22 protein-coding genes are annotated in these 20,810 nt (G+C 46.6%); 20 read left to right on the forward strand and 2 right to left on the reverse strand.

Going from position 1 to position 20,810, the window contains the following annotated elements; genetic code table 11:
* The first annotated feature begins 107 nt into the window (after positions 1-107).
* The 11 genes from def (at position 108) to ABH897_RS05035 (ending at position 9,577) form a co-directional block, all read left to right on the forward strand.
* Positions 108-605 carry a peptide deformylase gene (gene def / locus ABH897_RS04985; RefSeq protein WP_404518837.1) on the forward strand — a complete coding sequence of 166 codons (498 nt, stop codon included), beginning with the start codon at positions 108-110 and terminating at the stop codon, positions 603-605.
* A 6-nt stretch (positions 606-611) separates the two neighbouring features.
* Positions 612-1,571, forward strand: coding sequence for a methionyl-tRNA formyltransferase (fmt, locus tag ABH897_RS04990; RefSeq protein ID WP_404591317.1), 960 nt, complete (start codon positions 612-614; stop codon positions 1,569-1,571).
* A complete protein-coding gene (gene rsmB / locus ABH897_RS04995; protein WP_404591452.1) occupies positions 1,568-2,983 on the forward strand; it encodes a 16S rRNA (cytosine(967)-C(5))-methyltransferase RsmB in 1,416 nt (471 codons plus the stop codon). Before fmt ends, rsmB begins: the two co-directional genes overlap by 4 nt.
* Positions 2,984-3,172: 189 nt before the next feature.
* Positions 3,173-4,213 carry a dual-specificity RNA methyltransferase RlmN gene (rlmN, locus tag ABH897_RS05000; protein ID WP_283652384.1) on the forward strand — a complete coding sequence of 347 codons (1,041 nt, stop codon included), beginning with the start codon at positions 3,173-3,175 and terminating at the stop codon, positions 4,211-4,213.
* 6 nt (positions 4,214-4,219) lie between these two features.
* Positions 4,220-4,996, forward strand: a complete 777-nt coding sequence (locus ABH897_RS05005; RefSeq protein WP_283652383.1) for a Stp1/IreP family PP2C-type Ser/Thr phosphatase — start codon at positions 4,220-4,222, stop codon at positions 4,994-4,996.
* The gene (gene pknB / locus ABH897_RS05010) at positions 4,993-7,269 is read left to right on the forward strand and encodes a Stk1 family PASTA domain-containing Ser/Thr kinase (protein ID WP_404591319.1); all 2,277 of its coding nucleotides are present in this window, start codon (positions 4,993-4,995) and stop codon (positions 7,267-7,269) included. The genes ABH897_RS05005 and pknB overlap by 4 nt, the downstream gene beginning before the upstream one ends.
* 90 nt (positions 7,270-7,359) lie before the next feature.
* Positions 7,360-8,277 (forward strand): ribosome small subunit-dependent GTPase A, encoded by a 918-nt coding sequence (gene rsgA, locus ABH897_RS05015; protein ID WP_283652381.1) that lies wholly within the window; start codon positions 7,360-7,362, stop codon positions 8,275-8,277.
* Positions 8,278-8,281: 4 nt separating this feature from the next.
* Positions 8,282-8,950 (forward strand): ribulose-phosphate 3-epimerase, encoded by a 669-nt coding sequence (gene rpe, locus ABH897_RS05020; RefSeq protein ID WP_283652380.1) that lies wholly within the window; start codon positions 8,282-8,284, stop codon positions 8,948-8,950.
* Positions 8,947-9,198 carry a hypothetical protein gene (locus ABH897_RS05025; RefSeq protein WP_044649370.1) on the forward strand — a complete coding sequence of 84 codons (252 nt, stop codon included), beginning with the start codon at positions 8,947-8,949 and terminating at the stop codon, positions 9,196-9,198. The genes rpe and ABH897_RS05025 overlap by 4 nt, the downstream gene beginning before the upstream one ends.
* A 142-nt stretch (positions 9,199-9,340) precedes the next feature.
* Positions 9,341-9,421, forward strand: a complete 81-nt coding sequence (gene spoVM, locus ABH897_RS05030) for a stage V sporulation protein SpoVM (RefSeq protein ID WP_014282289.1) — start codon at positions 9,341-9,343, stop codon at positions 9,419-9,421.
* A 24-nt stretch (positions 9,422-9,445) separates the two neighbouring features.
* Positions 9,446-9,577, forward strand: coding sequence for a hypothetical protein (locus ABH897_RS05035; RefSeq protein ID WP_404529618.1), 132 nt, complete (start codon positions 9,446-9,448; stop codon positions 9,575-9,577).
* A gap of 71 nt (positions 9,578-9,648) precedes the next feature.
* Here ABH897_RS05035 and rpmB read toward each other — a convergent pair whose 3' ends face one another.
* Complete coding sequence (rpmB, locus tag ABH897_RS05040; RefSeq protein WP_014282288.1) at positions 9,649-9,837, reverse strand: 50S ribosomal protein L28; 189 nt, start codon at positions 9,835-9,837, stop codon at positions 9,649-9,651.
* Positions 9,838-10,349: 512 nt separating this feature from the next.
* Between rpmB and ABH897_RS05045 the strand changes: the two genes are divergently transcribed.
* From ABH897_RS05045 to ABH897_RS05085, 9 genes are all read left to right on the forward strand, one after another.
* A complete protein-coding gene (locus ABH897_RS05045; RefSeq protein WP_404518843.1) occupies positions 10,350-12,134 on the forward strand; it encodes a DAK2 domain-containing protein in 1,785 nt (594 codons plus the stop codon).
* A gap of 49 nt (positions 12,135-12,183) precedes the next feature.
* Positions 12,184-13,053, forward strand: coding sequence for a DegV family protein (locus ABH897_RS05050; RefSeq protein WP_044647316.1), 870 nt, complete (start codon positions 12,184-12,186; stop codon positions 13,051-13,053).
* 1 nt (position 13,054) lies between these two features.
* Entirely contained in the window at positions 13,055-15,103 is a 2,049-nt protein-coding gene (gene recG / locus ABH897_RS05055) for an ATP-dependent DNA helicase RecG (RefSeq protein ID WP_283652378.1), read from the forward strand.
* Positions 15,104-15,214: 111 nt separating this feature from the next.
* Entirely contained in the window at positions 15,215-15,502 is a 288-nt protein-coding gene (locus ABH897_RS05060) for a stage VI sporulation protein F (protein ID WP_014282284.1), read from the forward strand.
* A gap of 936 nt (positions 15,503-16,438) precedes the next feature.
* The gene (locus tag ABH897_RS05065) at positions 16,439-16,876 is read left to right on the forward strand and encodes a hypothetical protein (RefSeq protein WP_404591322.1); all 438 of its coding nucleotides are present in this window, start codon (positions 16,439-16,441) and stop codon (positions 16,874-16,876) included.
* Between the two features lie 848 nt (positions 16,877-17,724).
* Positions 17,725-17,955 carry a hypothetical protein gene (locus ABH897_RS05070; RefSeq protein ID WP_404559541.1) on the forward strand — a complete coding sequence of 77 codons (231 nt, stop codon included), beginning with the start codon at positions 17,725-17,727 and terminating at the stop codon, positions 17,953-17,955.
* 228 nt (positions 17,956-18,183) lie between these two features.
* Complete coding sequence (locus tag ABH897_RS05075) at positions 18,184-18,939, forward strand: DNA/RNA nuclease SfsA (RefSeq protein WP_283652375.1); 756 nt, start codon at positions 18,184-18,186, stop codon at positions 18,937-18,939.
* Positions 18,940-18,955: 16 nt separating this feature from the next.
* Entirely contained in the window at positions 18,956-19,903 is a 948-nt protein-coding gene (locus tag ABH897_RS05080; protein WP_283652374.1) for a helix-turn-helix transcriptional regulator, read from the forward strand.
* A 102-nt stretch (positions 19,904-20,005) separates the two neighbouring features.
* Positions 20,006-20,248, forward strand: a complete 243-nt coding sequence (locus tag ABH897_RS05085) for an NADPH-dependent FMN reductase family protein (protein ID WP_283652373.1) — start codon at positions 20,006-20,008, stop codon at positions 20,246-20,248.
* A 287-nt stretch (positions 20,249-20,535) separates the two neighbouring features.
* On the opposite strand, the gene ABH897_RS05090 is transcribed toward ABH897_RS05085, so the two are convergent.
* The gene (locus ABH897_RS05090) at positions 20,536-20,790 is read right to left on the reverse strand and encodes an MFS transporter (protein ID WP_283652372.1); all 255 of its coding nucleotides are present in this window, start codon (positions 20,788-20,790) and stop codon (positions 20,536-20,538) included.
* Between the last annotated feature and the right edge of the window lie 20 nt (positions 20,791-20,810).

Here is a 20,810-nt window from a genome sequence, read left to right on the forward strand (position 1 = left end):
CAGTTAATGCGGACAAGCCGTCCGTACATAGGATAATGTAGCAGTCGCGCTTGTTGTGAATACGACGAAGCTTAAATGAAGGATAAAGAGGAAGGTGTTCTATTGTCATGTCAATTAGAATTATAGTGTTGGAACCGGATGATGTACTGCACAAAGTAGCAAAGGAAGTTACTAAAATTACGCCTAACGTGCAAAAGCTGCTCGACGATATGGCAGATACCATGTATGAAGCTGAGGGAGTGGGCCTTGCTGCTCCACAAGTAGGTATTTTGAAGCGTCTAATCGTTGTGGATGCCGGGGATGAGCATGGTTTAATTAAAATGATAAATCCTGAAATTATGTCCGAAGAAGGCGAGCAATTGGGTGCTGAGGGCTGCTTAAGTATTCCTGGGTTAAATGGTGATGTGCGTCGTGCCGAGAAGGTTACCGTCAAGGGGCTGGACCGTGATGGTAAGGTGATTACGGTTACAGCGACAGGATTGCTTTCTCGGGCTTTTCAACATGAAATTGACCATTTGAACGGAGTTTTATTTACGGATATTGCGGAAAAAGTATATGAGGTTGCTCCGGAACAGCCAGGACCGAACCGTCAGACAGGAGAGTGAGGTTCGATGAGTCAAGACATTCGTATCGTCTTTATGGGCACGCCGGATTTCGCTGTGCCTTCGTTAAACATGCTGCTGGACAATGGCTATAATGTAGTCGGTGTCATTACGCAGCCGGATAAGCCGCAGGGACGGAAAAAAATATTAACGCCTACGCCAGTTAAGGAAGCGGCGGAGAAGCGCGGGTTGCCTGTGCTTCAACCGACCCGCTTACGCCAGCCGGAAGCGGTGGCTCAGGTGGCGGAGCTGCGTCCGGATCTGATCGTAACAGCGGCTTATGGGCAGATTTTGCCTAAATCCGTATTGGACTTGCCCCGTTTCGGCTGTCTTAACGTACATGGTTCGCTGCTTCCTCGTTATCGGGGAGGGGCGCCAATCCAGCGTGCAATTATTAACGGCGAAACCGTTACAGGTGTAACGCTGATGTATATGGCGGAAGGACTGGATACCGGCGATATGATATCGCGGGTTGAGGTTGCTATTGAACCGGAGGATACATCCGGTACGATTTTTGAGAAGCTGAGCATAGATGGAGCAGAGCTTTTACAGGATGAGCTGCCTAAGCTGCTGGCAGGGCAATCGGGTCGAACGCCGCAAAACGAGGAAGAGGCAACTTACGCTCCGAACCTGAACCGCGACGATGAGCGCATTCCGTGGAATGACAGTGCGCAGCAAATATACAACCGGATTCGTGGGCTGGTTCCGTTTTCAGGTGCATTTACGCTGTGGGAAGAAAATGTTTTTAAAATATGGGCGGCTGAGCAGCCTTCCATCCATAGTGAAGCGGCTGGTCCAAATGCTCCAGCACCCGGAACAGTTCTGCAATTGACTGCCCGTGGCGTTGAAGTACAGACGGGCAAGGGCACGCTCTGGCTGACACAGGTGCAGCCGGCAGGCAAGAAGGTTATGGAAGCCGGGAACTTTGCGTGTGGCGGCCAGATGAAGCCGGGCACGGTGCTCGGGTGAGCGGCGGTCACTCCCGTCAGGGAGGCCAAGGCAGGGACGTTGGTGCAAGAGCAGGCAAGACCCGTAACCAGACGGCTAGGGAAGTTGCGTTGGACGTGCTGACGGGAGTTGAGCAGGAAGGTGCATATAGCAACCTTGAGCTGAACCGTCGGCTTCAACAGGCGGGCTTGTCCGCGAGTGACGCTGGCTTGGCCACGGAACTTGTATATGGTACGGTTGCACGCCAGAATACGCTGGATTATTTTCTAACAAAGTTTGTTCAGAAAGGAACAGCCAAGCTCCAGGCTTGGGTACGTTCGCTGTTGCGAATGAGTGTCTATCAGATCGTATATCTGGATCGCATTCCGGATCATGCAGTCGTTAGTGAAGCAGTGACCATTGCCAAGCGTCGCGGACACCAGGGGATTTCAGGGATGGTCAACGGCGTGTTGCGCAGCATGCTGCGTGAGCCGGACAAGCTGCGCATTCCGGACGGGCTGTCAGCCGAGGAACGGATTGCATTGGAGCATTCCCATCCGCAGTGGCTGGTCAAGCGCTGGATTAAGCAATACGGTGTGGATATTGCGGAAGCCATCTGCTGCGCTAATAATGAGCCACCTGCGGTCAGCGTGCGGGTGAATACGACAATGACCAGTCGTGATCAACTCTTGAACGAGATGCTTGCGAAAGGGATGGATGCTGTTCCATCGGGGGTTAGCCCTTACGGAATTGTCGTTCGCAGCGGCGGAAATATGGCGCTCACTTCCTGGTATACAGACGGTTTGCTGTCCGTGCAGGACGAAAGCTCCATGCTCGTCGCCGAGGCGGTTGCGCCTGAGCCGGATATGCTGGTACTGGATTGCTGCGCTGCTCCGGGCGGCAAAACAGCTCATATGGCTGAGTTAATGAAGGATCAGGGCCGGATTATCGCCAACGATCTGCATGCTCACAAACATCGGCTAATCCAGGAACAGGCAGATCGGCTAGGGCTGGATGCCGTGGAAACGGTCACCGGGGACGCACTTGAGTTGAAAAATCGTTATGCTCCGGCATCATTTGACCGCGTCTTGCTGGACGCGCCATGCTCCGGTTTTGGAGTGATCCGCCGCAAGCCTGACTTGCGCTGGAGTAAAACTCTCCAGGATGTTCGTGACATCACGCAGCTCCAGCATGAACTGCTGGACAGCGTAGCTGAGCTTTTGAAGCCGGGTGGTATTCTGGTGTACAGTACATGCACGATTGAACCGGATGAAAATGAAGGGCAAATCACCCGTTTTTTAAGTGACCATCCCGAGTATGAACTGGCAGAAGGACATTTCTTATCAGACGTAACTGACGGCATGGATCATGCTCAGCGCGGCTCGATACAGCTGTTGCCGCAGCATTTTCACAGCGACGGATTTTATATCGCGCGTTTGCGCCGGGTAAAATAGTTCGTAAGAATCCCGAAGGCAGTCAACCACCAACATTTCCACATTCCGCCGGACATCATCCGGCGGTTTTTGCATTGGGACGAAAAATTTTTACCCCCTAAGGGATTTGTGCTAAAATAGGAAGAATGAAAAACACTGTCTGTGAGAATGAAACAGAACTTAATGAAGAAGGAACGGGTGCAAACATTGATGAAACCTTTTATATATGATTTAACTCTGGAGGAGTTGCAGGACTGGACCAAGCGTAATGGCGAGCCTGCTTTTCGCGGAGGACAAATTTTTGACTGGCTGTATGTGAAGCGGGTCAATGATTTTAGTGAGATGACGAATTTGTCCAAGTCGCTGAGAGAGAAGCTTGAGGACCAGTTCAGTTTTGTGACGCTTCATGAAATTACAAAGCTGGAGTCGAAGGACGGTACGGTAAAATTTCTGTTTGGTCTGCATGATGATCATGCTATCGAGACAGTTATTATGAGACACAATTACGGAAACAGTATTTGTGTAACGACTCAAGTGGGCTGCCGGATCGGCTGTACATTTTGCGCTTCGACGCTTGGTGGACTCAAACGTAACCTGACCGCCGGTGAAATAACTGCGCAGGTCGTTCAGGCACAGAAAATTTTGGATAAGACGAATGAACGTGTGAGCAGCATCGTCATTATGGGTTCGGGTGAGCCTTTTGAAAACTATGAAGCGACCATGACATTTTTGCGTACGATGATTCATGAAAAGGGTCTGAATATTGGTCAGCGTCACATCACGGTGTCGACCAGCGGTATCGTGCCGAATATTTACAAATTTGCGGACGAGGATACCCAGATTAATCTGGCAATATCCATTCATGCCCCCAATGATGCGCTTCGTTCGAAGCTGATGCCTGTAAACCGACGTTATCCTTTTCAGGATGTTATGGAATCGCTTCGTTACTATCTTGCTAAAACAGGCCGGAGAATTTCGTTTGAATATGCCTTGATTGGTGGAGTGAATGATCAGGCGGAACATGCTGAAGAACTGGCGGACGTGCTGAAGGACATGCTGTGCCACGTCAACCTGATTCCGGTTAACCATGTGCCTGAGCGCAAGTATGTGCGCACATCGCGCAGCGATATTTTTAATTTCCAGCGCATTCTTGCCGAGAAAGGCGTCAATGTGACGATCCGGCGTGAGCAGGGTCATGATATCGCCGCTGCGTGCGGCCAGTTGCGTGCAAAGCATATGGAGTTGGGGTGAGACCATTTGATCAAAACAGTTCATGTCAGCCACGTCGGACGTGTACGTTCGGTGAATGAGGATTCTGCCTGGATCAGGCACTTGGAGCAGGGATATATTCTTGGAATTGTTGCCGACGGCATGGGGGGGCATTTGGCCGGTGATACGGCCAGCCGCCTTGCGGTTGAGACACTTGCCGCTGATTTGGCGACGCTGGAGAGCGGGTTATCCGCGCATTCTTTGACAGCGGCGCTTAGCGACGCTATTTTGCATGCTAATGAAGTCATCTTCCAGACGGCTGCCCACGATGACAAGTATCATAATATGGGAACAACAGTTGTAGCCGTTTTGCTAAACGATGCCTCCGGGATTATCGGACATATCGGGGACAGCCGTGCCTATGTGATTTCTAAAGGGGCGGTACGTCAGATTACGGAAGATCACACGCTGGTCAATGAGTTATTCAAAAACGGCCAGATCAGCAAGGAAGAGCGGGAGAACCACCCTCGTCGCAATGTGTTAACACGGGCGCTGGGTACTGATTCCGAGGTGCAGGTGGATATGGACTCCATTTCTCTGGAAAAAGGCGATGTACTGTTACTGTGCAGCGACGGGCTGAGCAATCTGGTGACAGAGGAGCAAATTAGTAAAGTAGTAGGTGCCGCCGAGAATCCTCTGGAAGAACGAGCAGATCGTCTGCTGCATCTGGCACTGCTTGCCGGAGGCGACGACAACATCACGGTAGCTTTGTTTGAATTACCCGATGACACAGTTTCATTGAGTGAAAAGGGGTGTGACGCATGATCGGGCACCTGCTTGGGGGAAGATACGAAATTATTGAGCGTATCGGCGGCGGCGGTATGGCGCTGGTGTACAGGGCTCAAGACATTTTGCTGAATCGTAATGTGGCGGTCAAGGTGCTGCGTCAGCAATTTGTTCATGATGATGAATTTATTCGCCGGTTTCGGCGTGAGGCGCAGTCTGCGGCCTCGCTCTCCCATCCTAATGTGGTCAGTATTTATGATGTCGGCCAAGAGGATGAAATCCATTATATCGTAATGGAGTGCGTGGAGGGCAAAAATCTGAACGAAATCATTAAGGAACGTGCTCCGCTGCAAGTGGATGAAGCGGTACGAATCGCTTCTCAAATTTGTGATGCGCTGGAACACGCTCACCAAAATCAGATTATTCACCGGGACATTAAACCGCATAACATATTGATCGGGCGCAACGGACGGGTTAAGGTAACCGATTTTGGGATTGCTAGAGCCGTCACGTCAACGACGATTACCCAGACAGGCTCTGTCGTGGGCTCTGTCCATTACTTTTCACCTGAGCATGCGAAGGGAATCGTCACCGGCGAGAAATCGGACTTATATTCTCTTGGGATTGTTTTATACCAAATGCTGACGGCGCAGCTCCCTTTTCTGGGGGAAAGCCCGATCAGTGTAGCACTCAAGCATTTGCAAGAGGAGTTTGAGGAACCACGCAAAATTAATCCGCTGATTCCGCAAAGCGTGGAAAATGTCATTTTAAAATCCATGCGCAAAAATCCGGAGGAACGTTATCAATCAGCGGATGAAATGTTAAAAGATTTGGAGACATGCCTGTTGCCAGGACGACGTAATGAATCCAAGCTGGAATTTACACATTTGGACGACGAGGATCAAACGCGGGTTATTCCGGCTATTAAGCCTCAGCAAATGGGAATGTCCTCCAATGGAGACGACGTGTCTGTCCAATCCGGCAATTCTGAAAAGCCTCAGAGCAAGCAAACGGCTAAAAAAAGTAAAAAGAAGCCGATCTTATGGATAACGCTGGTGCTCGTATTGCTTCTTTGCATGGGCGGCGTAGTGTACTATGTGCAAAATTTGCTCGTCGTCCCTGACGTTGAAGTGCCGAATGTGGTGACCAAAACCGAGGATCAGGCGAAAGTGCTGATCAGTCAGTCCGGGTTGGTTATTAAGGATCCGATTAAGCGTGAGTATAAGGATGGGGTTGCGCCTGGAATTGTTTACTATCAGAGCTATCCAGAGAAATCTGTGGTTAAGAAGGGAACAGAAATTGAGCTGAAAGTCGGGATTGCGAAGCCACTTACTCCGATGCCGGATGTCAAAGGGCAGAGCTATGATGATGCTGTCAAGCTGTTGACCTCCCAGCAAATTAAGGAGACACAGATTCAGCGGAATGAGCAGTTCAGTGACAAGGCCGAAGGAACCGTCCTTAGTCAGACACCGGCGGCGAATGAGTCCTTTGATAAGGATACGGTACAGGTGGTGCTGACGGTCAGCAAGGGCGCTGCTACAGTGAAAATGCCAGATCTGGTCGGGCATACACAGAAGGAAGCAGAAAATGAGGTCAAAAAGGCTGGCCTGAAGGTTGGCTCGATTAAAGAGGAATTCAGCTATGAGCAGGAAAAAGGAAAAGTAACCAAGCAGTGGCCATCAGAGGCTGGCAGTGATTTGCCTCCAAATACGGAAATTACGTTTTATGTAAGCACTGGTTATCCGCCAGAAGCGATTACACTGCCATTTAATGTGCCAGTTGCGCCGAAGGAAGAGGGTAAAAACAGCAAGATTCGTATTACTTATACGGATGCACGTGGAGAAAACCAGGAATGGGGAAGCCGTACGATTAATACGACACAAGTGTTCACTATTAATCTGTTGCTGGCTCCGAACAAGGACAGTGTTGTCTCTGTATACAGAGATGGACAATTTGTTGATACGTATCCCGTTTCTTATATTGACGCGAAGAATGGAACGGTGACGATGCCTCAAATCGCTCCGCCTGCTGGAACTACACCGACGGATACGCCAGAAGGTACTTCTTCACAGAATGGCAGTGGCGAACAAGGGAATAGCGGGGATGCTTCAAATGATGGTAATACCGGGGGTGACCCAAGCAATCAGGATGGTACCAATAGTAACGGTGAACCGTCCGCTCTTGCCCCCGAAACGGGCTCCACGGGCCTAGCGGGTGGTGAGTTTGCTGTTAAACACACAAACCATTCAGGTAAGGAAAAGGGCCTCCACAAAAAACAGGGTGAAGTCATTGAGGCTGTAAAGCATCAGTAATCTTGCCGGAGGTCAGTATAATACTATCCGTTATTCGCTTTCACTATTCGAATTTTGGAACCTAAAAAAATAAAGGAGGACAGCTTACACATGCCTGAAGGTCTGATCGTCAAGGCGCTCAGCGGATATTATTATGTCTCCAGTCTGGATCAGAATGGGCGGCCGGTATCCGGCGAAGCTACGGTACAATGCAGAGCACGCGGAATTTTTAAGAAAAAAGAGATTACGCCGCTTGTCGGCGACCGGGTCGTTTACGAACTGACTGAAAACGGGGAAGGTATGGTTAATGAGATTCGGAAGCGCACGACGGAGCTCATTCGCCCGCCAGTGGCTAACACTACGCTTGCCGTATTGTTGTTTTCCCTGCGTGAGCCGGATTTAAATCTGCCTCTGCTGGACAAATTTTTGGTGCATATTGAGCACGCAGGGCTGGATACGATTATCTGTCTGACAAAGCGCGATTTGTATGAGGGTAGTCCTTCGGAGGATGAGACGGTTTTGGCTGTTCAGGAAATGTACCAGAAGATTGGTTATGAGGTACTGGTGACCAGTGCTCGTACCGGGGAAGGTACGGCTGAGCTTAAAAAGCTGTTGGCTGGTCAAATCAGCGTGTTTTCCGGACAGTCAGGTGTCGGGAAGTCTTCCATGCTTAATGCGCTGGAACCGGGCCTAACGCTGGAGACGAGTGCCATTAGCAATAAGCTGGGCCGAGGACGGCACACGACTCGTCATGTAGAATTAATTCCACTCGACAATGGCGGTTTTGTAGCAGATACACCGGGTTTCAGCCAGCTGGATTTTTTGGAGCTGGGCGTGGATGAGTTATCCCCGTGTTTCCGTGAATTCCAACCGTACGCTGATGGGTGTAAATTTCGAGGTTGTACTCATATTCACGAACCTGGCTGTAAAGTGAGAGAGGCCTTGTCAGAAGGACATATTTCGCAGGGCCGGTATGATAACTATTTACAGTTTTATCAGGAGTTAAAAGAAAAAAAGCGGAGGTACTGAGCATATGTTAAAAATAGCACCGTCGATTTTATCCGCTGATTTTGCCCGTTTGGGCAGTGAAGTTGCGGAAGCTGAAGCAGGAGGAGCAGACTGGATTCATGTGGATGTCATGGATGGTCATTTTGTATCCAATATTACCTTAGGGCCTCCTATCGTTCAGGCTATTCGTCCGCATACGAGCCTTCCTCTGGACGTTCATCTGATGATTGAGCATCCTGAACGTTACATCGGCGATTTTGTGAAGGCTGGAGCTAATATCGTCACCGTTCATGCCGAAGCTTGTGTTCATCTGCACGGGGTCATTCATTTGATCAAGCAGCAAGGTGCTCTTGCGGGTGTGGCCCTCAATCCGGGCACTTCACCATATGCGATCAAGGAAGTGCTGCCAAATGTAGATATGATTCTGGTTATGACAGTTAACCCTGGGTTTGGAGGACAGTCTTTTATTCCGGAGACGCTGGATAAAATCAGACAGATTCGCACATGGTTGAATGAAATCGGCCGTCCGGATGTACATATCGAGGTAGACGGTGGCATCGCCGAGGAGACGGCACCAGCCGTATTTGAAGCAGGTGCTGACGTTCTGGTGGCTGGTAGTGCGGTATTTGGCAGAGCGGACCGTGGAGCGGCTATTACGGCTATTCGGGACAGTGCAGCTCATTTGTCCAAGTGAAGCTGACCGAAGCGCTGTGGATGACGGTAGCGAGTATGGCGACTGGTGTGATCCTAAGTTGCTTCTCGCTGGTGAAGGCTCCTTGGAATGCCCTTCTTTCACTCGTTGCCGTTCTGATTGTGCTGTTTTATTTTCGTAAAAATGAACGGCGCGGTTTGCGCATCGGCTTTGTAATAAGCAGCGTGCTTTATTATATCCTATTTATTTTCATACTCTCAGCATATCTGTATGTTCGTGGACTTGTCTAATGGTATAGCATGGGATGGATGTGCATAAATATGGTTACATGAGCGGGATTCTCATGTAGCCTTTTTTTGTATGGCAACAACCCTTGACAGGTTGCATAAACTACAGAGAACGGATGCACGAGGATGATGGGGAGGGTGAAGCATGAAGTTTTATACAATCAAGCTACCAAGATTTCTGGGTGGATTCGTCAAAGCCATTCTGAATACATTCCAGAAAAGCTGAATTGCACGGTAACGTACACACAGGATGCAAAATGAAGAGCAAGGTACGCAGGGCATGCTTCCCGGGCACAATAACATAAAGGTAGCTCGGCAGCAAAAGGCGGGAACGCGCGGGAAGATGCCTGACATTTTGACATCATGGATCGAATGGACGTAACATTTTGAATAACCAAAAAAGCACCCGTTTAAAACGAGGTGCCTTTTGTTTATAACGTTATTTTTTTGCGACTACACGCGAGTCACTTTACCGGCTTTCAATGCACGAGTGCTGACATAAACGCGTTTCGGTTTACCGTTAACGAGAATACGAACTTTCTGTACGTTGACGCCCCAAGTACGGCGATTACGGTTGTTAGCGTGAGATACGTGGTTACCGGTGCCAGGCTTTTTGCCTGTTACAGAACATTTACGAGACATGATTCCACCTCCTATTCTGAAAATAACCAAGTTCCGTATGGAACGGGTCGCTCTTCAGGCCGACTGGGTCAGTCGGACTTTGTAAGTCACTAACCTGAACAAAACAATACTTATATATAATATCATAGTCAAAAAAGCTCCGTCAACCGATTCAAAAACTTTATTTATTTCTCTTACGCATTATAGTACAATATGGGATAGCTATTGCTGTGATTATTCTTGTAATAGTTGGAATGTGAATTCTTATTCCAGTCATGCCGGACAGATCAGAGGCGGAACCATATTTATCATTCCAGCCGATGTTTCAGTGTCGGGTGGTTGACTGGTTTTTCATATATATGACCTGTGGAAGGCTGATCAGGCCATGAGTACGAAAAGCTTACGAAAGTGTGACATTCGTATTCGTCGTCTGGCTTTAGTATAATTCAATTGAACCTGTCCGCACAGATGAACATGACGATGCGGAAGGTTGATGGCAAAACAAGTGTATTAAGCTAGGAAGGGGAATTCTCTTGAGTAATCGTTCTTTGAATGGAACAGATTTTACCGCAATGGTTTTAGCCGGGGCGGAACAATTACAGCAGCATGCGGAACACGTCAATTCACTTAATGTATTTCCGGTGCCGGACGGTGACACAGGAACTAACATGAATTTGACGATGAGCGCGGGCGTAACAGAATTAAAGAGGGGGGATTCTTCCTCCATCGGTGTCATGTCCGGCATATTATCCAAAGGTTTGCTGATGGGAGCCCGCGGCAATTCAGGGGTTATCCTGTCTCAGTTGTTTCGTGGCTTTAGCCGTTACGCTGCCCCATACGAGGAATTGAATACCCTTCAGTTCGCATCGGCATTGCAGAGCGGGGTGGATGCGGCCTACAAGGCGGTGGTTAAGCCGGTGGAGGGTACAATTCTTACCGTGGCGAAGGAAGCGGCCAAGCATGCTGTGTTTTTTTCACGCCGGACAAATGACATTACTGAACTGATGGAAGAAGTGCTTGCCAAAGCGAAGGAAACGCTTGCCATGACGCAGGACATGCTTCCGGTACTGAAGCAAGTTGGGGTTGTGGACTCGGGTGGACAAGGACTTGTGTATATTTATGAAGGGTTCATGCAGCATCTTGGAAGCGGTTTGGTGACAGCTCCAATTGTAAAAGGGGAGAATGCACGCACTGCTTATGCTCCTCATGTATCCGAGAGACCGACAGCGCAAGAGATTGCTCCTTCACCGGATGCACCGATTTCGGCGCAGGCGAAGCTTGAAACGGAAAATATTGAATTTTTATATGATATGGAATTTTTTATTAATCGACAATTGGGAGAAGCCCAAGGTACGGACTTTGATGAGGAAGCCTTCCGGAAAGCGTTATCTGTGGATGGAGACTCTATCATTGTTATTTCTGACGATGATGTTATTAAGGTTCATGTTCATTCCAAGGCTCCGGGCGAAGTGTTGAATCTGGCGCTACGTTACGGGGAAATTACACAGATCCGTATTCTGAATATGCGCGAGCAGCATCGTGATTTGTTGTCTGCGGGTATGGATGGCGCTCCTGAGCCTGAGTGGTTTGCTGAAATACCGGCAGAGCCTGCACGTGAGGAGGAGCCATCTGAGCCACCGGCTCATGAGCTGGCACCCTATGGTTTCATAGCAGTGGCTTCAGGCGAAGGGATTGCTGATATTTTCAGAAGCTTAGGTGTGGATGTTGTCCTTTCCGGTGGTCAGACGATGAATCCAAGTACGGAAGACTTTGTTAATGCGGCTCGCTCGATTGCGGCTCAGCACATTTTTATCCTGCCGAATAATTCCAATATTATTCTGGCGGCAGAGCAGGCCCGTGAACTGCTGGAGATGGAGCGCCTGGTGTCGGTTATTCCGAGCAAGACGATTCCTCAGGGTATTGCTGCGGCATTCGCTTTTCAGGAGGAAGAAGCCTTTGAGGCCAATCAGGACAGCATGCGGGACGCGGTCAGCCGCGTGAAATCAGGACAGGTAACCTATGCAGTACGGGATACGACGCTTGATGACCTGCACATTACGGCCGGCCATTATATCGGTATTCAGGATTCCAAAATTGTAGCGACTGAAGAACAATTAATCGCAACGGCTCGTCTTTTGCTGACCAAAATGTTGGTGAATGGTGATGAGATTGTTACGATTCTCACAGGTTCGGATGCGAAGCAAGAAGATACAGAGCTGCTCGTTGCATGGCTTGAAGAAAATTATTCGGATGCTGAAGTGGAAGTTCATGAAGGCGGTCAGCCGATTTATCCTTACCTGTTTTCGGTGGAAACTTGATGGGCTGTAGAGCGTCCATAGAAGCTCACCACAAAAGGAGGTCTGATCGATGAGTAACACCATCATTGTGACCGATAGCACGGCTGATATTCCACAGGAACTGGTAGACCGTCTCGGGATAGTCATTGTGCCGCTGACGGTGATGTTTGGAAACACGACTTACCTTGACGGCATTGAGATGTCTGCTGCGCAATTTTACAGCGAACTGGTACGGGCTGATGAGCTACCTACGACGTCACAGCCTTCACCAGCCCGCTTTTTGGAGACATTTACGACGCTGTTGGAGCAACATCCCGAGAGCCAGATCGTTTCCATCCATTTGTCTTCCGGCGTGAGTGGAACGTATCAGTCCGCTCTGTTGGGTAAATCCATGCTGGAGAAGCATGAACATAGAGTGACCGTGGTGGATTCCAAATCAGCTTCATACGGATACGGCATGCTAGTGGTTTATGCGGCAGAGCTGGCGGCTGCCGGGCAATCCCCAGCTGATATTGGTCGGGCTGTGGAACGTCGTGGGGAGCGCCGTTGTTTGTATTTCCTGGTGGATACCCTGGAATACTTGCAAAAAGGTGGACGTATTGGCAAGGCAGCGGCAATGGTTGGCACCCTGCTCAATATTAAGCCGATTCTCTCGATGGACAAGGAAGGTATCATTTATTCGGTAGACAAGGCAAGAGGACATAAAAAAGCGACAGCAAGAATCATTGAATTGCTGGAGCGGGATTTAAAGGGCCAAAAAATTAATATTGCTGTAGGCCATACGGCAGATCGTTCGGCAGCAGAAGCGTTCGAGGCACAGTTGGCAGAACACTTTGAGCTGGGAGATCGAATATATACTGAACTTGGCGCTGTTATTGGGACCCATGTAGGACCAGGAACGATTGGCATTTTTGTATGGCCGGCCGGAGATGAGAGGTAATATGCTGCATTTGGATCAAATACCTTTAAAACAAATACATGGCGTGAGTGCTCTCAAAGAAGGAGAGCTTCACGCTTTTGGCATTTCTAACGTGCAGGACATGCTGGAATACTATCCGTTCCGGTATGAGGATTACCGTCTGCGTTCGTTGAGCGAAGTGAAGGACGGAGATAAAATTACGGTGCAGGCTAAAATCATGGGCATTCCGGTGCTTCAGCGTTACGGGCGCAAATCCAGATTGACTTGTAAATTGATGGCCGAGGATTGGATGTTTACAGCAACGTGGTTTAATCGGCATTTCATGAAGGAGCAGCTAACCTCAGGTCGTGAAATTGTGGTGACTGGTAAATGGGACCTCAAACGGATGCAAATGACTGTTGCAGATTCTGAGTTTCCCGATAAAGGAGTCGCTCGTTCGGGGACGCTTCAGCCTGTGTATTCCGTAGGCGGCAAGATTACGCAGACCTGGATGCGCAAGACGATGAACCAGACGCTCCAGCAGTTTGGTGAAATGATTCCCGAAATTTTACCGGAGTCACTTGTACGTAAATATAGTATAATGCCGCGTAAGCAGGCTATTGCAGGTATACACCAGCCTCAGGACAATCGAGAGGGACAAGAGGCCCGCCGCCGGATGGTGTATGAAGAGCTGTTTTTATTTCAGTTGAAAATGCAGGCATTCCGTGCGTTGAACCGCGGCCGGGCAGATGGGGTTGTACATACAGTGGATAATGCCACGGTTCGCGAATTTGTGAGGGCCTTGCCGTTTGAACTGACGGATGCTCAGAAGAAAGTGGAGCTTGAAATACTGCATGACCTGCGCTCGCCCTATTGTATGAACCGTCTGCTTCAAGGGGATGTTGGGTCAGGTAAAACCGTGGTTGCCGCCATCGGTTTGTTTGCTACGGTGCGTTCCGGTTTTCAGGGGGCGCTGATGGTGCCAACGGAAATTTTGGCTGAACAGCATATGCGGTCGCTTCATAAGTTATTTGAACCGTTTGGGATTAGTGTGGGGTTGTTGACGGGCAGTACGACCGGGAAGAAGCGTAAGGAGCTGCTGGCTTCGCTCCAGATGGGTCTGCTGGATATTGTGGTGGGCACGCATGCCCTTATTCAGGAAGATGTGTATTTCCGCCAGCTTGGGCTTGTCGTAACGGATGAGCAGCACAGGTTTGGTGTAAATCAGCGTAGTATATTGCGTCGCAAGGGCTATAATCCCGACGTTCTTACGATGACGGCAACGCCGATTCCGCGTACGCTGGCGATCACCGCATTTGGCGATATGGATGTCTCTACGTTGTCAGAGCGGCCAAAGGGTCGTATTCCGATTTCTACGTATTGGGTAAAGCATGAGCTGATGGATCGTGTGCTCGGATTTATTTCCCGTGAGGTGGATCAGGGACGGCAGGCTTATCTGATCTGCCCGTTGATTGAGGAGTCTGAGAAGCTGGATGTACAGAATGCCATCGATCTGCATATTCAAATGCAACAGGCTTTTCCACGTTACCGCGTCGGTCTGCTGCATGGGCGAATGACTCCCGCAGAAAAGGAAGAGGTTATGCGTTCTTTCTATGCCAATGAAGTCCAGTTACTCATTTCAACGACAGTTGTAGAGGTGGGCGTAGACGTGCCGAATGCGACGCTAATGATCATTATGGATGCCGACCGCTTTGGCTTGTCCCAGTTGCATCAGCTGCGTGGACGTGTCGGACGGGGTACACATGCCTCGTACTGTGTGCTGGTCGCTGATCCCAAGTCTGAGGTGGGTCAGGAGCGGATGAAGGTTATGACCGATACGGACGATGGTTTTGAGGTGGCTAGACGTGACTTGGATTTGAGAGGGCCGGGTGACTTTTTCGGTACCAAGCAAAGTGGGCTGCCCGAGTTTCGGTTAGCAGATATGGTAGCGGATTTTGAGGTGCTGGAAAAGGCACGTGAGGATGCGACTGGTTTGATCGCGGATTCGTCCTTTTGGACATCTCCGCATTATGAAGCATTACGTGGCTATTTGCAAAAAGAGCAGATTTTCCAGGGAGATCTTATCGACTGATACACCTTGAATTATAAGGTTGTTTTTATAGTTTTAAACAGATAGGCACAATGGACAGGCTGACCGTCATATATTTGGGAATGACCGAATGATATGGGAGGTGCGGTAACATTGAGCTATCAGCAATATGGAATCAGTCCGCAACTGGTGGAGCGGATTAAGTTGAAAATGAAAAATCGTGCACTCAAGGAGCGGGTTAAGCAGCAGATCGAAGGTGTGACCAAGGCGGACCTGCAAAACAAAGCCAAGGTACGTCAACTTGTGAAGTCCACTTCCGCTATTCTGAACGAGCGGCTGACGGCTGCACAGGAAGAGCAACTGACGGCCTTCGTACTGGCCCAAAAAATCGATCCATCTAATACGTTCCATCTGATTAAGCTGTGGGGGATGTTTCGTTAACCAGACATACGCAGAATGTCTCTAAAATCTCTCTGAATGCTCGATGCTCATCCAAGCTGGAAAAAGGATTGCCTGATGTCAGGTGGTCCTTTTTTGCTTGCTCCTCTATTTCCAGATTGTTTTCTATTCAGCATAGTATTCCATAGCCTTCGCTCGTATTTAATTCCCCGGGTAATAGACTGTGTGTTAATGGAGAGATTTTATTTATAATGACCGCCAATTTTGACGGATCGCTCCTGATCTTCATAAAAGTCCAGCTGGTACAGCTGATCATCCATCAGGCTGCTTAAGGCGACACCCACTCGCTTCACAGGCATATGGTTCCAAAAGGTATAAAAAATTTTTTTTCACGGTTTCATATATTTTTTTCGGCACGGTTTGTAGGATCGGACAGCTTTATCTGGCGGGAAAACCCGGTCGCTGCCTCATTAAATATGATGTAAATCCTTATATCCCACAGGTTTTATTGCTTCCCTTTTTTCTGTGTGAGCATAAATAGCGATTTAACATGATAACTAAAATATGGTAATGTATTGAATTTTATGTGATAATCTATGGGCATAACTATGAGACGAATTAGTCATGGGGGACTTTAGATGAATCATAATAATTCAATCGTACCTTTTTCATGGAAGATTAACGAGGTGCGTTTTGGTGTACAAAGCGTAGGGATTGAATTGTGGAAAAAGTATCGGGATCGCGAACCTGTTATTAATAAACATGCTGTGATCGTTTTACAAAATAAAAAAAATGGATGGATGTGCGTTCACTCCTTATCGGAATTTATATTTCATTACTGGAAATATAGAGCGTTCAATTCCCAGAGACTACACGCCAATTATCTTTGCGCTTTTAAATTACATACTTATTGAAAACCGAATAAAGTACAAGCTTTCGTCTTTGCGGGATCTCCAATTTTATCATGCAACTGCTTTTTTGAACGAATTAATGAAAACAGAGGAAACAAGAATGACTGTAAGGAAAGCAGAGAGAACCTTAACCTTGTTTTATGAGTTCTTAGCGAAGAAAAAACTGCTGGTCCATGTTGATGAAAGTGTCTTTAAAAAGAAAATCCTCTACGGAACATCGAATCAAAAATATACGGTTTCTGCATTTCAAGGGGTCATCATGCCGAGAAAAAAGCAAGGCCATATAGCCCATGATTTACCGGAACAATATATTTTACCTTTGATTGAGCTGGCAGTGAAAGTCGCGAATCCCATTGCTTTGGGAGTTTATATGCATTGCTTTGGAGGAATCCGCCAAGGAGAGCTTGTGAACGTCCGAAGATCAGATGTGACCTCAATCGGCTTCTTTGGAGAATTTGGTTTAGTGGTTAAGCTGCAACAAACAAATATGAGAAACGGATCTTAAAGATAGTTCCGGTTCGAATGGTGTTAAAAAAGTAAGAAGACAGATTGTTTTTCCAATTCAAGATTGGCTTCAGTTATTGTATCGAAACCATTTAGAAACTTATTCCCCTGTGGATGGGTCGGTTGCGTTATTTGTAAATCGAGATGGTAAAGCCATGTCAGGACAAGCTACAGGGCTTATTTCAGTAGGTTAAAACAAGAGTTTTTAAAAGCGACTCAGGAAATCATCTAATTCGGATGACCTTGTTTACAATCAAGTTGGAGGAATATAAGTGGTCCACTCATTTAGGCCGCGGCATATTTACAAATCTTCTGGCCGAAGAAGCTGATAATCCATACGATATTGCACTGCCAAGAGGAGACTCTAATCTTTCATCATCGCTGGTTTATCAAGGTAATACGGAACGAATGAGAAAAAAATTGAGAACCGGATGCAACAAATTGTATAAAGATTACTTGCCAAAATTAACAAAAAAATGAGTAGCGAAATCGAGTCATTGTTCTTGGACAATAATTTCTTTGGGTTTACTTTAATAAAAATAATGTTTTGGAGCAGAAAAATAAAGCAGCCGACTATTTATCTGTTACGGAATTGTGGATCAGAAAATTGGTATCAAAAAACCTTCTGACCGGAGTGGAAATTATCAACTGGAACAAATTGGTTGTTTCTTAGTAAGACAGCAACAAAGCAAAGATTCCTTAGCTTTACGACTGTCTATTCTTCCCGAGAATAGGTTCTTATCAATTTATTACCTTGATTGATCGATTTTATGATGAAATGGTTGTCCCAAAGTATGGTGATATTGAAAGAATAAGACCCGGCGACACCAGACATTTGCCTTTTGCAATATGATGCTACAGGGATTTAATATGTTAACTATTGCACGCAAAGGTGGGCATGCTCAGTTGGAAGCCCAACTCCATTACCATAAGCATTTGGATCATTTTTCCCAGTCATTTGTTCATTATGCAGCTCAAATGGTGCGCATGAAACGCAAGAACTTATGGAAATCAAGTTGGGATGTTGGGACTCATGCGATCATTGCAAAAAGCAGGTTGTACAAAGATGGTGATTTTTAAGAAAATATTATAAAATTTCAAATTTTCCTAATTTAATGATTTTAGTATAATAATACTACTGACATACTGTTGTCAGGAGTGTTTTTATATAATCAAGGTGCAGTGTTAACAAGCTATACACTGACTATAGAGATTTTGAATTGCATCTTGTAATTTCTCCTTCTTGGTATGCTTTTTTCTATATATTCACTAAGAACAGCAATTCAGATCTTATCCAGGAGACATCTAATGAAAAACAATAATCCATTTATTTTTGAGCCCCCTCTTCAGGAAGGGATAATTCGCAAGCGTAGAAATCGTTTTATCATGGAAGTAGAGATTAATGGAATCATTTATGATTGCCATTGCCCTACTACTGGACGAATCGGTAATATTGTTATTCGAGATATTGCTTGTTTGTTGTCTCATAGCACTGATCTAAAACGAAAAACACCCTATACTGTTGAAGCTATATCACTTGACCACCTTAACTCAGAACAGAAAAATTGGATCGGTATTAACCAAAATGCAGCTAATCGTTATGTAGAGCATTATATAGTCACCGACCAGTTATCAGACATGGTTAAAAACGGAACTACATTGAAACGAGAGCAGAAACTCGGAAATTCAAAGTTAGATTTCCTAGTGAATAACACCTATATTGAGGTTAAAACCCCTCTTCAGCAATTGCAGATCGAAATTCCCGCTCATATTACTGAACAAAAAGGGAGCGACTTTAATTCTCATGAGCGATTCATCAAGCATATTAGTGAGTTGGCTGGAAGTTTAGAAGCCAATGAACGAGCGATTTTATTAACCTGTTTAGTGTATAATAACCAAGGCTTTCGACCTGCCATGAAAAATAAAAATAGTCATTATATTAAAGAATCTATATATGCTTCAATCCAGCAAGGAATCGAAATATGGCAAATCAATTTTAAAATCACTTCCACTGGAGTTGACCTGGTTAATTATTATGAAATGACTGAGAATTTCACTGGCTAAGGAGGAAGACCATAAGTTGAATAAAACAGAACGCCTGTTAGCCATTGTGTTAGAATTGCAACGCAGTCGTGTATTAAAAGCTGAAGAGCTGGCAGCGCGGGTAGAAACCAGTGTACGAACAATCTATCGTGATATCCAGGCTCTTAGCGAAGCGGGTATTCCAATTGTAGGTCTGCCGGGATCAGGTTATTCCTTAATGGAGGGATACTTTCTGCCTCCCATTAGTTTTACGATGGAAGAGGCTTTAACATTATTAATTGGTTCTGATTTTATAGAACACCATTTTGATAGCAACCTTAGCAAAAATGCTCGTTCTTCTCGTGCTAAAATAGAAACAATCTTACCTCAAAAAGTAAGAGAAGAGGCTGGTCGGAATTACAGTAACATCCGACTTTTACCTCCTGAAGAACCAGCAGCAGGAGAACCTACAAGAAATGATCTGGCGATTATACGTATCGCTATGCTTGATGGAAAAAAAGTTAGATTTAAATACCGTAAAGGCGTAAAAGAGTCGAATGGCTATAGTGAAACCATCCGGACCGTGGCACCTTTCGGACTAGTATTGCTACAAGGCATGTGGATGTTGCTCGCCAGATGTGATTTGCGTGAAGATATCCGCCACTTTAAAATCTCCCGAATTAGTGATCTTGTTATTACAGATGAACCTTTTCAGCTTCCAGAGGATTTCAATCTGCATGAATATAGACGGAAAGATGATCGTCATATTCATATCCGTGCATTGTTTAAAGCAGAACTTGCAGGTAAGGTTCAAGAAACAAACAATTATTATATGGAAGATGCCGAGCTATGTCCGGACGGATATGTGGTGAATTTCCGTGTTCGTCAACCGGAAGAATTATTGTCCTGGATTCTCAACTGGGGGTCTGATGTAATTGTTCTCGAACCGGAATCCTTTCGGGATCAGGTCCACAAAGAAATTCAAAAGATGCTAGAGCGCTACTGACACACTATCGTCAGTAGCATTTTTGTATAGTTTAATCTAAGCGCATATATTTTTATGGGTTGCCAAGTTAGACAATTTACTTACTGGAAGGAAGACACCAACATGTCCACTATTTTATTTCTCACTGCACATTCAGGATTCTCCTCTCATTCCTGCGTTCTATCGGTTGGTCAGCAATTGGCGGATTCTTATCGTGCAACTTATCCGCAACATAAAATTATTCATTTTGATCTGTATGATTTACAGGTGCCGGAAATAAATTCTGAAACCATTAAAGAGGGATTGCAAACTGTGTTCCAGAAGACCACGCAAGAGCAGAGCGACCTGATCCCCTGCCTGATGTGAATGTGGTGAAAGAATCGAGTCGATATCCGACTGTGTAACTTTTTGAGATAGCAGGTCTTCTTGTTGAACCTCCGAAGTAGTTCTATAATTAAGCCATGAGCCAAATACCGCTGCTCCCAAGGTAGAACCCAGACTCCTTAAAAACGTTGATAGTGCAATTGACGATCCTCTTAGTTTAAATCCAACTGCAGACTGCGCAATAACAGTAAAGACAGTAACACAAAAACCAAAACCTATACCATACAGCAGCGTACACAGCGGTAAAAACCAGGACGGTGAGCTACTATTCAAAAAAACGCCAGAGTGACAGCGCCAAAAACGATAAAACTTGAACCAATAATACATGTAATCCGAGGGCCGAGAGAAAACATGATTCTTCCACTAACGATTGAACTAATAAACCAGCCTATAGTCATTGGTAATAGTGCCACTCCAGCGGAAGATGCATTACCCCCGTAGACACCTTGAATCCATAGTGGTAAATAACTAGTCAATCCTATAATCAATGAACTTACCAGAAAGCCGGCTATACATGAAATCATGATATCACGAATACGAAACA

Origin of the sequence: Paenibacillus sp. RC73 (assembly GCF_044908085.1) — a bacterium.
In the GTDB taxonomy this organism is placed as follows: domain Bacteria; phylum Bacillota; class Bacilli; order Paenibacillales; family Paenibacillaceae; genus Paenibacillus; species Paenibacillus terrae_A.

Excerpts from the sequence above, each read along its gene's own strand:
- def (WP_404518837.1), top strand. The coding sequence starts at position 108 with ATGTCAATTAGAATTATAGTGTTGGAACCGGATGATGTACTGCACAAA.
- ABH897_RS05075 (WP_283652375.1), top strand. The coding sequence starts at position 18,184 with ATGAAAAACAATAATCCATTTATTTTTGAGCCCCCTCTTCAGGAAGGG.
- pknB (WP_404591319.1), top strand. The coding sequence starts at position 4,993 with ATGATCGGGCACCTGCTTGGGGGAAGATACGAAATTATTGAGCGTATC.
- ABH897_RS05090 (WP_283652372.1), bottom strand. The coding sequence starts at position 20,790 with ATGATTTCATGTATAGCCGGCTTTCTGGTAAGTTCATTGATTATAGGA.
- recG (WP_283652378.1), top strand. The coding sequence starts at position 13,055 with ATGCTGCATTTGGATCAAATACCTTTAAAACAAATACATGGCGTGAGT.
- rlmN (WP_283652384.1), top strand. The coding sequence starts at position 3,173 with ATGAAACCTTTTATATATGATTTAACTCTGGAGGAGTTGCAGGACTGG.
- fmt (WP_404591317.1), top strand. The coding sequence starts at position 612 with ATGAGTCAAGACATTCGTATCGTCTTTATGGGCACGCCGGATTTCGCT.
- rpe (WP_283652380.1), top strand. The coding sequence starts at position 8,282 with ATGTTAAAAATAGCACCGTCGATTTTATCCGCTGATTTTGCCCGTTTG.
- spoVM (WP_014282289.1), top strand. The coding sequence starts at position 9,341 with ATGAAGTTTTATACAATCAAGCTACCAAGATTTCTGGGTGGATTCGTC.
- ABH897_RS05035 (WP_404529618.1), top strand. The coding sequence starts at position 9,446 with ATGCAAAATGAAGAGCAAGGTACGCAGGGCATGCTTCCCGGGCACAAT.
- ABH897_RS05070 (WP_404559541.1), top strand. The coding sequence starts at position 17,725 with ATGATGCTACAGGGATTTAATATGTTAACTATTGCACGCAAAGGTGGG.
- ABH897_RS05085 (WP_283652373.1), top strand. The coding sequence starts at position 20,006 with ATGTCCACTATTTTATTTCTCACTGCACATTCAGGATTCTCCTCTCAT.
- rpmB (WP_014282288.1), bottom strand. The coding sequence starts at position 9,837 with ATGTCTCGTAAATGTTCTGTAACAGGCAAAAAGCCTGGCACCGGTAAC.
- rsgA (WP_283652381.1), top strand. The coding sequence starts at position 7,360 with ATGCCTGAAGGTCTGATCGTCAAGGCGCTCAGCGGATATTATTATGTC.
- ABH897_RS05050 (WP_044647316.1), top strand. The coding sequence starts at position 12,184 with ATGAGTAACACCATCATTGTGACCGATAGCACGGCTGATATTCCACAG.